Source organism: Flavobacterium sp. WC2430, assembly GCF_040822075.1.
GTDB lineage: Bacteria > Bacteroidota > Bacteroidia > Flavobacteriales > Flavobacteriaceae > Flavobacterium.
In genome coordinates this window covers 519,373-530,563 of record NZ_CP162007.1, presented here as the reverse complement: position 1 = coordinate 530,563, position 11,191 = coordinate 519,373, and the positions used below count along the sequence as shown (strand labels likewise).

Sequence of the window (11,191 nt, the reverse complement as noted above, 5' to 3'; positions counted from 1 at the left end):
TAAAGTTCGTGTTACTGGGTTATTAAGATTTTGTTTCCAGAGTATTACTAAATAGTTACCAAATTAAATTACGGTTAATAGTTATTTTTAACAATTCATTTATTGTTATATTTACATTCGTAAGCGTAAATTTGCTCAAATGAAGAAAAAACACACAAAGATTTTATTGGTTGATGACGAACCGGATATTTTAGAAATCGTAGGATATAATCTGAATCAAGAAGGGTATCAAATTTTTACCGCTTCAAATGGTAAAGAAGCAATTGCAAAAGCAAAAAAAGAATTACCAGACTTAATCATAATGGATGTGATGATGCCTGAAATGGATGGAATGGAAGCTTGTGAGAATATTAGAAAGATTCCAGAATTATCTAATGTAATCATTACTTTCTTAACAGCAAGGAGTGAAGATTATTCTCAGGTTGCTGGATTTGACGCAGGAGCTGATGATTATATAACAAAACCCATAAAACCAAAGTTATTGGTTAGTAAAGTGAAAGCTTTATTGCGTCGATTGAAAGAAAAAGAGCAAAATAGCGAAACACTTAATGTAGGTGGAATCGAAATAAATCGAGAAGAATATAAAATAGTTAAAGACAATATTGAAATTGCTTTGCCTAGAAAAGAATTTGAATTATTTTATTTATTAGCTTCTAAACCTGGAAAAGTATTTAAGCGCGACGAAATTCTGGATAAAGTCTGGGGAAATGAAGTTGTAGTAGGTGGTAGAACAATAGATGTACATATTAGAAAACTTAGAGAAAAAATTGGAGAAGATCTTTTTAAAACAATAAAAGGAGTTGGATACAAGTTTGAAGTATAGTTAGAGTGGTTATTAATTGTAGTAATCTCAATTCTATTCTTAGTTAAAAAAACAATGCAAATAATAAATGAAATTAAGTTTTAAAAAAACCTATAAGTTTGCCGTAAAATCTGCTTTATATATCAGTCTTTTTTCAACAGGATTTGTAATGCTTTTGGTGACTTCTATATTTAATTATACGTTACAAAAGCTGTGGTTGTTTGGTTTTATTTTTACCTTAATACTTTATGTTTTTTCATTTATTGTTTTGCAATATAGGGTAGAACGTTTTATTTATAGACGTGTAAAAAAGATCTATGATGAAGTGTCATTATTAGAGTCCAGCAGCTTTATCAATCAGCCTATCACCACAGATATGGAAACCCTGACTAGGGAGGTACGAAAATTTGCCACCGATAAAAAATTGGAGATAGAATTACTTCAAGTGAGAGAGGAATACCGAAGAGAATTTTTGGGAAATGTATCGCACGAGCTTAAAACACCATTATTTACAGTACAGGGTTATATATCTACATTGCTGGATGGAGCGATGGATGATAAAGCGATTCGGAAAAAATATTTAAAGCGTGCCGAAAAAGGAGTGGAACGTCTTATATATATTGTAGAAGATTTAGATATGATTACCAAATTGGAAGTTGGGGATCTTAATCTTGAATATTCTGAATTTGATATTGTAGAATTAATTCAAAATGTTTTTGACTTATTAGAAATGAAAGCTGAAAAGAAGAAGATTACTTTGGCTTTCGAAAACTATCATATTTTACCTAACTTAGTTAGAGGAGACAAAGATCGAATTCAACAAATCATTGAAAATTTAATTGTTAATTCAATTAAATACGGAAAAGTAAATGGTACCACCGAAGTTGCAGTAGTGAACTTGACTAAAGAAAAAGTGTTGGTTCGTGTTAGTGATGATGGAGAAGGTATTGAAAAACAAAATATCCCTAGACTTTTTGAACGTTTTTATAGAGTGAATAAAAGTGGTTCTCGTTCAGAGGGTGGCTCTGGTTTAGGTTTAGCAATAGTAAAACACATCATAGAAGCACATAAAGAAAAAATTTATGTGGAAAGTGAATTTGGTATTGGATCTGAATTTTCTTTTACCCTTGAAAAAGTAGTAAAACAGGTTAAATAATCCCTTTTCATAATGAAATATTTAGTCACTTAATTAGTATAAACATTGGGTTTTATTATTTGATCTAAATTTTTTAATGTGTGCTAAATTTTTGTACGTAAGTATGTTATAAAAATTTGGTAACAATTTAATAACATTTAGAACGTAATAAAATAACATAAATTTTAAATTAGCTTAACATAAAATAGGATATTTGCACAATAAAATCAAAAAAAATTATTGTGAAAAATATCTCGTTATTTTTATGTGTTTTCTTTATTTCGTCATTGTCATTAATGGCTCAAACTGCTGATAAAGATTTTGTCCCAAGTGGCGCACCTATTTTCAAAGTATTTTGGAATTACAGCCAAGATTTTACTCCTAATGCAGTCAAAAAAAGTGCCTTTGCATTAGACAGAGCCTATTTGGGGTATAAGTATGATTTTAGCGATAAAATAGCTGCTAAAGTTATATTTGATGTAGGAAATAATACAGCAGGTAGTGCTTATACTGCGTTTTTGAAAATAGCACAATTAGACTGGAAAGTAGCCACTGGTGTAAAACTGAGTATGGGTATGATTGGTTTGAAACAATTTAATGATCAAGAAGATTTTTGGGGTTACCGTTATATATATAGAGTTTCTGATGATCTAGACGGAATAGGTAGTAGTGCTGATTTAGGTGTTAATGCTGAATTTACTTTAACTAAAAATTTGAAATGGAATGTTCTTGTTGTTAATGGTGAAGGTTTTAGAAACATACAGGATACTAATGGTAATCAAAGAATTGGGAGTAGTTTAGTTTATACTCCGATAAAAGGTTTGATAACAAAAGTATATTTCGATACTCAAAGCGCAACTGGATCTAAAGCAGTTACAACAATGGCGTTATTTGCAGGATATAATACGGGTAAATTTAGATTTGGTGCGGAATACAATCAATTGTTAAACGGTACATCTTTTGCAGTTCCTGCTGTTGACCATGAATTAAGAGTTGTGTCTTTTTATTCAACTTATGTAATAAACAAGAAAATCGAAATATTTGGTCGTTTTGATCACGAGAAATCAAATATGTTATCTGGAGCAACAACGGTTTGGAATGCAGCTAAAGATGGTAATTTAATGATTACGGGTTTTCAATATGCTCCTTCTAAAGGATTGAAATTGGCATTAGATTATCAAGGGTATAATTTTGAGCAATCTGGTGCGCCTTCACAATCAAAAGTATTTATAAATGCAGAGTTTAATTTATAATTTTTTATAAAAAATCTCTTTTTTTAAGGCTGTTTAATCAGTGTTGCTTAAATTTAGTTTTATATAAAAGTCACCAACAGCATTTTATAAAATGCTGTTGGTGACTTTTTAAATTTATTTCTGCAATGGAAAAGTTGCAAAGAAATTTAAAATTCTATTTATTTAAAAAGAAGGAGTGTTGTGTAAATTGACCTTTGTCAAATTAATAGAAACAATAGATTAATAAGGTTTTTATTACTTTTAAAAAAGTGTGTAGTTGTTTAAAACTACACACTTTTCTTGTTTTTGCGGTTTATTAAAGAAAATACTTATAATTAAAAACAGGTAAATCAAGTGTTTTTTTTTACAATGTTAACATATTGTTAACTAAAATATAGTTTGTTAAGTCCTGTTTTCGCTAAGTTTTTTTGTGGTGCGGAGTTGTCGTAATGCTATTTTTTTAGTGTTTTTGAGCACTTATGTCACGATTAGTTTGCATTAAGATAACTTTGTCTTAATATCTGAGGCTTTAATTAACATTAGTTTTGCACCAAAATAATAATAAAATAACAAATTGTTAAAATGAAAAATTTTTTATTAAGTATCATGCTAGTGTTTTCTTTTATTGCATCAGCTCAGGAAGGTACAGTTGAAAAAAAGATAACAGACAAAAAAACAGAGTCTACACAATACCTAAATTCGGGTAAAAAACTAGGGTTTACCGCAAAAGATAGTTTGTTTCAGGTGAATATAGGCTTTAGAATTCAAAGTAGAGCAGGGTTTCATAAAAGTGAAGGAGAAACGGGTGTTGTTGAGGGAGAAATTAGAAGAATGAGATTAAAACTAGATGGTTTTGTGTATAATCCTAAGTTCGGGTATAAGGTGGAACTTGGATTTTCTGCAAGAGACATGGCATTATCTGGAAATAGTGGAAATGTAATTCTTGATGGAGTGCTTTTTTACAAACCTGCAAAAAATTGGACAATTGGATTTGGACAAACAAAGTTACCAGGAAACAATCAAAGGGTAGTTTCTTCAGGATCTTTGGAATTTACAGATCGTACAATTAACAATTCAAAGTTTAACATAGATCGTGATTTTGGTTTGTTTCTTGATTATTCAAAAGAAGATGCAAATCACTTTTCGTATGCATTAAAAGGAGCTATTACAAAAGGGGAAGGTAGAAATTATACTAAAAGTTTAAATGATGGTATTTCCTTAACAGGTAAAGTTGAATTGTTTCCTCTAGGTTCTTTTACAAAAAACGGATCTCATTTTGAAGGGGATTTATTAAGAGAGAAAACGCCAAAATTAATGCTGTCTGGGGCTTTTAGTCAAAACAATAATGCGGGTAGATCTCAAGGTCAATTAGGTAATGATCTATTCGAAGCGAGAACTTTACAATCAGTATTTTTTGATGCGATGTTTAAATACAATGGATGGACGGCATCAACAGCTTATATGTCTAGAATGACGGATAACGCTATTACGGTGAATCCTTTAGATGTCACTAAAAAACAAGCAGTTTTTGTAGGTCATGGAGTTGATACGCAATTAAGTTATGTGTTTCCTTCTAAATATTCATTAGCAGGTAGGTATTCTACTCAAAAAGTGGGTGCAGATATTGAAACAATAAGTCCAAATGTAGATGAATATGCAGTCAGTTTGTCTAAATATATTTTAGATCACAAATTAAAAATTCAGACTGAATTTTCATATGAAAATGAAAAGTTTTATACGGGAAATACTTCTGGTAGCTGGTATGCTCGTGTACAAGTGGAGATAGGAATATAGCTATTTTATTTAAAGAACCGTTTTTAAGCGGTTTTTTAGTTTTCAATTGTATTTTTAGGGTAAAAAATATAAAGATTGGATAATACTGACTTAATATTAGCTTAACATAGAGTTAGTACATTTGTCAAAAATTTAAAAAAACCATTATGAAAAATAACACAAAATTATTTTTAATGTTACCTTTAATAGGGATGTTAAGTTGCGGTAAAGCAAAAACTGAAGATAAAGGAACTGAAGCTAAAGCAGCTAGTGTGTCTATTACAATGAAAGGAAGTGATACTGTTTTACCTTTAGCTCAAAAAGAAGTTGAAGATTTGATGAAATCAAATTCGGATGTTAGTGTTACTGTAGTAGGTGGTGGTTCAGGTGTAGGTTTGACAGCTTTGATTGATGGTACTACTGATATTGCAATGGCTTCAAGAGACATGAAAACAGAAGAGAAATTAAAATTCGCTGAATTAAAAAAAGATATTGAAGAAGTGGTTATTGCTTATGATGCATTAACTGTTATTGTAAATCCAGCTAACAAAGTTTCTCAATTGACACGTGAGCAATTAGAAAAAATCTTTACAGGTGAAATTAAAAACTGGAAAGAAGTAGGTGGTGAAGATGCGAAAATTGTAGCTTATTCAAGAGAATCTTCTTCTGGTACGTATGAGTTCTTTAAGGAGGAAGTAATGGAAAAGAAAAATTACGCAACAAACATTTTAAGTTTACCAGCTACTGGGGCTATCGTTCAAGCGGTTGGTCAAACTAAGGGAGCTATTGGGTATATTGGATTAGCTTATGAGACTAAAGAAGTAAAACAATTGGCTGTTTCTTATGACCAAGGTAAAACTTTTATTGAGCCATCTGTAGCAAGTGCGAAAGATAAATCATATCCAATTTCTAGACCATTGTTTTATATGTTTGATAAAACTAATGCTGCAAAAGTAAAGTCTGTTGTTGATTTTGCACTTTCACCTGAAGGACAAAAAGTGGTTTCAGAAGTAGGTTATGTACCATTGAATTAATAAAGGTTAATTTATAAATGAAGAACGGCCGTCTTATTTAAGACGGCCTTTTTTTATTAAAAAAAAGAGTTGTACTTTTAAAAGCCATTACAATCGCTTAACATTAAGTTAACATAAGGATAATGATGTGAAAACATTAGGGACGTTTACCTAGCGTAGTTTTGCTAAAAATAAAATATACTGATTTGAAAACAAATTTTAAACAGATTAAAGAAAAGGTTATTGAAACAATTTTAATGCTAAGTAGTGCTGCTACTAGTATTACAGTTATTTTGATTGTCTTTTTTCTATTTATTGAAGGAGCTGGAGTTTTTAGTAAAAAACCCATTGATGATGGATTTTTATTAGCAGTGTCAGTTGATAATCCAGTTAAAAAACTAAAACCTTCAGAGATAAAAGATATTTATGATCAAAAAATCACCAATTGGAGTCAGCTTGGAGGCAAGAATGAACCAATTGTTTTATTTAGAGCGGGAGATATAACTGATTATTATACTGATGAAGAATTAGGGAAAAACTTTGAATTCTTTCCTGATAAAATCAATGAACTTATAGCAAAAACACCAGGTATAATTGCATTTTTTTCTGATAAGTATAAAGCAAAAGATTTTAAGGGAAGAGAGTTAGATATTGATAAAATTAAGGTTTCTGAATTTTTATTAGGGGAAGAGTGGTTTCCTACGGCACAGCCTATAGCACAAATGGGAGTAAAGCCATTAATATACGGTACTTTGTGGGTTAGTTTTGGTGCTATTTTATTGGCTTTGCCTATAGGATTAGCGGCAGCTATTTACTTAAGTGAAATTGCTAAGAAAAGAACACGTAGTCTTCTAAAGCCACTTATTGAGTTACTTGCAGGGATTCCATCAGTTGTTTATGGTTTTTTTGGGTTGGTAATCATTGTTCCGTTAATTCAAAGTACTTTTAATTTACCTGTTGGAGAAACAGGACTGGCAGGTAGTGTAGTTCTAGCTATTATGGCTTTGCCAACTATTATTACTATTTCTGAAGATGCTATGCGCAATACGCCTCGTGCTATGAAAGAAGCGAGTTTAGCTTTGGGTGCAAGCAAGTGGCAAACCATTTATAAAATTGTAATTCCAAATTCCGCTTCGGGAATAACTGCGGGCGCAATATTAGGTATTGGTCGTGCCATTGGAGAAACGATGGCTGTTTTGATGGTTACAGGTAACGCAGCTGTAATTCCTCATACGCTTCTTGAACCAGTACGTACTATCCCTGCAACTATTGCTGCTGAATTAGGTGAGGCTCCAAATGGTGGTTTGCATTATGAGGCTTTATTTGCTTTGGGTTGTATTTTATTTATTATCACTTTTATAATAAATATGCTAGTAGAGGTTGTTACAAATAGAAAATCTCATAAAAAACATTAAAATGAGTCAACAAAGTAGTTTAGCAAAGAGGAAAAGAAGAAATCAAAATATTGCTTTTGGTATATTTAGTGTTACTAGTTATGCGATAGTTGCTCTTTTATTCGTAATATTAGCTTTTATTGTGGTAAAAGGCATTGGTGTAATCAGTTGGGAGTTTATTACTGAAATGCCTAAAAATGGAATGACAGAAGGCGGAATTTTTCCAGCAATAGTTGGTACGCTTTGCTTAGTTTTAGTAAGTATGGTATTTGCTTTTCCAGTTGGTCTTTTGGCAGCAATTTATATGAATGAATATGTAAAAGATGGCTGGATAAAGAAAATAATCAAACAAATGACAAACAATCTTGCAGGTGTACCGTCAATCGTTTTTGGACTTTTTGGAATGTCATTATTTGTAAATAAAATGGGTTTTGGGGATTCTATTTTAGCAGGTGGATTAACATTAGGATTGTTAGTTTTACCAATTGTTATTAGAACTACTGAGGAGTCATTGAAAGCAGTTGAAGATACTTTTAGACAAGCGAGTTATGGAGTAGGGGCAAGTAAATGGGAAACGACAAGTAAGATTGTATTTCCTATAGCATTCCCAAACATTATTACTGGATTAATTTTATCTGTTGGAAGAGTTTCTGGAGAAACTGCTCCAATTTTATTTACAGTAGCAGCCTATTTTTTACCAAAATTACCAACGTCAATTTTTGACCAAGCAATGGCTTTGCCTTATCATTTATATGTGATTTCAACTAGTGGAACTAATATAGAAGCTTCAAGAGCTATGGCATATGGTACAGCACTTGTTTTAATTATAATTGTATTAATTTCTAATTTATTAGCGAATGCACTTCGTAAATATTATGGAAAAAAAGTAAAAACGAATTAACATGCATAAAATAGAATCAAAAAACGTAAATTTTAATTACGGGGAATTTCAAGCGTTGCACGACATTACAATTTCAATGAAGGAAAATACCGTTACAGCATTAATCGGTCCTTCAGGTTGTGGGAAATCTACCTATTTACGTCTATTAAATAGAATGAATGACTTGATTGATAATACTCATATGACAGGGAGTATTCTTATTGATGGAGTTGATATTTATGAAAAACAAACAAACGTAGATGATTTGCGTAAAAATGTTGGAATGGTTTTTCAAAAACCAAACCCTTTTCCAAAAACAATTTTTGAAAATGTTGCTTATGGATTACGAGTTAATGGTATTACGGATAAAAAAATAATTGAAGAAAGAGTAATTACATCTATTGAGCAAGTAGCACTTTGGGATGAAGTGAAAGATAAACTTAAAAAGTCTGCTTTTGAACTTTCAGGAGGACAACAACAGCGCCTTTGTATTGCTAGAGCTTTAGCTATTCAACCTTCGGTTTTGTTAATGGATGAACCTACGTCTGCATTAGATCCAATTTCGACTTCAAAAATTGAGGAGCTTATTTATGAATTAAAAAATAAATATACTATAGTTATTGTTACCCATAACATGCAACAAGCAGGTCGTGTTAGTGATAATACTGCTTTTTTCTATATGGGTAAATTGATTGAGTATGATAAAACAAAGACAATCTTCACTAAACCAGCAATTAAGCAAACAGAAGATTATATAACAGGAAGATTTGGATAAGATTGATTTTGATTTGATTTCAGAATCGTTTAACTTTAAATCTTTAAATCTTTAAAAAATGGCATCACACTTAGAAACAGAATTAGGTAAGCTTAAAAGCATCATAATAAAAATTGGAAATTTAGCGGAGTCTCAAGTGAGTGAAGCTGTAAAATCATTACTATCTGAACCAGGTTCTGAAAGTAAAGAAGTAAAAAAAACGGAAAGTAAAATTGATAAACTAGATGTCAAAATTGATGATATTTGTCAAAGTGTTTTTGCGTTACAACAACCAGTTGCTTCTGATTTAAGATTTATTATGTCTGCAATGCAAATGAGCAATCAGATTGAACGAATTGGTGATTTGTCGATGAGTATCATTAAGTTGTCAAAAAGTATAAAGGAAAAGCATGAATTAATATCTAAATTTAATATTGCTGAAATTACTGGTGAAGTTGAAATGATAATACTGAAAACGAATCAATGTTTTGAAGTTTTGGATGAGTCTAAAATTGATGATATATTCTTCTTGAATAATAGTATTAAAGATAAAAGTGGGGAAGCTATTGAAAATATTATTGGTGAAATGAAGAACAATTCTAAAACAGTTGTATCTGGGACCAATCTTATCATGGCTTTAAAACATCTTGAAAGAATTGCAGATCATTGTACTAATATTGCTGAGTCTGTTTACTTTATGATTAATGCTAAAACCATTAAGCATGAAAAATTAAACGACAAAAAATAATTTATTTTTATAATTGAAAGCTGACTTTTGTATCTATCTTAGATGTAAAAGTCAGCTTTTTTTATTGAAAAACTTCAAATAAGTTCTCCCAATCTATTTTATTATTAATAGTTTGAAGTCCGCTATATTTGTTTAATTCGAATAAGTTTTCGATTTTGAATTCGTCTTGATTGGCAAATGGAGCGAGCCCTTCCTCTTTTAATTTTTGTGCTAGATAAACTTGTTCGTATTGTCCTGGTGTTGGAATAAAAAAAGCTTTCTTTCCAAGTTTTACTAAATCCATAATTGTTGTGTAGCCAGAACGACAAAGAATGATCTCACTTTCATTGAAAGCTTGCTCTAATTGGCGACTATTCATGAAATTATAAAAGAGTATGTTTTTAATCTTCTCCTTTGTTTGTTCCTTTTCAATAATTCCCTTAATGAATATAACTTCTCCTTTATATCGTTTAAGTTCGACTTTTATTTTTTCTTCCAATATACTTCTTTGAGGTTCAGGACCAGAAAGGATCACCATTAAATCATATTTAGTTGGAAGCTCTTTTTTTATCATTCGGCTAAGTGGGCCAATATATTTCAAATTTAGATTTGATTTTTTTAAATGACTTAATTTACTTGCTAAATTTGGTATTTTTTCTACATCTGGAATCCAACATTCTGAATATTTTTTGATTATTTTTTGATGCAGTTTACTAGTTATCCAAGTTGTTTTGCCTGTCAATACATTTATTTGGTGTGTAATGTAAACAGATGGTATTCTTTTCGAATAACATCCTAATCTATTATCTGATAGAATGCCATCAATTTCGTATTGATCTATCCATTTAGCCACTATTTTTTTTTCATTCCAAATGGCGAGGATCATTTTTGGAGAATTAAGAAAAAGCTTCCATTTAAAATAAGTACTATTCTTAGGGTATTCTATCTGGTAAGAAGGTAGTTCAAGTATTTTTAAATAGGGAAATTCTTTACGTAATAAGTGCAATGCTGCCCCATCTGAAGCGATAATTGGGATATAGTTGTTTTCTTGCAGCGCTTTTATAATTGGTATACACCTTGATGCGTGTCCTAAACCCCAATTTAGAGGTGTGATTAATATTGTTTTATGGGAAGCTGAAGAGTAGTCAATCATTTTTTAAAATCATTTTATTTGCTTTTTTAAAGGTACATAAAGTGAATTACTTCTGAATTGATTTAAATATTACCAAATGATTAAGGAAGCAGTCATTTGGGATTAGTGTTTTAGGAAATGAAAGGTAATAGCGACTCGAATTTTTATTTTTGGCTTTTTAATTTAACAGATGATGGTAAGTTAAGATGGAATAATGTAAAATGTAAGGGATTGTAATGAATTCTTAGCTTTTTTTCTTACAAAATTCAGTTTTTTAATACGGATATTTTTATTGTATTTGCATTATAAAGGCATAAATTTTAAGGAATTCTCAGGTCGGTTTTTTGTA

Annotated in this window: 10 protein-coding genes; 9 read left to right on the top strand and 1 reads right to left on the bottom strand. The window is 30.7% G+C overall.

What is annotated here, in order from left to right:
• Positions 1 to 139: 139 nt before the first annotated feature.
• The 9 genes from AB3G36_RS02345 to phoU all read left to right on the top strand — a co-directional run bounded on the left by AB3G36_RS02345 (position 140) and on the right by phoU (position 9,731).
• Positions 140 to 823, top strand: a complete 684-nt coding sequence (locus AB3G36_RS02345) for a response regulator transcription factor (RefSeq protein WP_367755611.1) — start codon at positions 140 to 142, stop codon at positions 821 to 823.
• A gap of 67 nt (positions 824 to 890) precedes the next feature.
• Positions 891 to 1,958, top strand: a complete 1,068-nt coding sequence (locus AB3G36_RS02340; RefSeq protein WP_367755609.1) for a sensor histidine kinase — start codon at positions 891 to 893, stop codon at positions 1,956 to 1,958.
• Positions 1,959 to 2,179: 221 nt separating this feature from the next.
• A complete protein-coding gene (locus AB3G36_RS02335; RefSeq protein ID WP_367755607.1) occupies positions 2,180 to 3,190 on the top strand; it encodes a hypothetical protein in 1,011 nt (336 codons plus the stop codon).
• A 561-nt stretch (positions 3,191 to 3,751) separates the two neighbouring features.
• Positions 3,752 to 4,963 carry a porin gene (locus AB3G36_RS02330; RefSeq protein ID WP_367755605.1) on the top strand — a complete coding sequence of 404 codons (1,212 nt, stop codon included), beginning with the start codon at positions 3,752 to 3,754 and terminating at the stop codon, positions 4,961 to 4,963.
• 146 nt (positions 4,964 to 5,109) lie between these two features.
• Positions 5,110 to 5,976, top strand: coding sequence for a PstS family phosphate ABC transporter substrate-binding protein (locus AB3G36_RS02325; protein ID WP_367755603.1), 867 nt, complete (start codon positions 5,110 to 5,112; stop codon positions 5,974 to 5,976).
• Between the two features lie 185 nt (positions 5,977 to 6,161).
• Positions 6,162 to 7,370 carry a phosphate ABC transporter permease subunit PstC gene (gene pstC / locus AB3G36_RS02320; RefSeq protein ID WP_367755601.1) on the top strand — a complete coding sequence of 403 codons (1,209 nt, stop codon included), beginning with the start codon at positions 6,162 to 6,164 and terminating at the stop codon, positions 7,368 to 7,370.
• A 1-nt stretch (position 7,371) separates the two neighbouring features.
• Entirely contained in the window at positions 7,372 to 8,250 is an 879-nt protein-coding gene (pstA, locus tag AB3G36_RS02315; RefSeq protein WP_367755599.1) for a phosphate ABC transporter permease PstA, read from the top strand.
• A 1-nt stretch (position 8,251) separates the two neighbouring features.
• Entirely contained in the window at positions 8,252 to 9,004 is a 753-nt protein-coding gene (gene pstB / locus AB3G36_RS02310) for a phosphate ABC transporter ATP-binding protein PstB (RefSeq protein WP_367755597.1), read from the top strand.
• A gap of 58 nt (positions 9,005 to 9,062) precedes the next feature.
• Complete coding sequence (gene phoU, locus AB3G36_RS02305; RefSeq protein WP_367755595.1) at positions 9,063 to 9,731, top strand: phosphate signaling complex protein PhoU; 669 nt, start codon at positions 9,063 to 9,065, stop codon at positions 9,729 to 9,731.
• Between the two features lie 61 nt (positions 9,732 to 9,792).
• Here the strand turns inward: phoU and AB3G36_RS02300 are convergent, their stop codons facing one another.
• Positions 9,793 to 10,863: a glycosyltransferase gene (locus AB3G36_RS02300; RefSeq protein WP_367755593.1), complete on the bottom strand. Its 1,071-nt coding sequence runs from the start codon at positions 10,861 to 10,863 to the stop codon at positions 9,793 to 9,795.
• Positions 10,864 to 11,191: the final 328 nt, after the last annotated feature.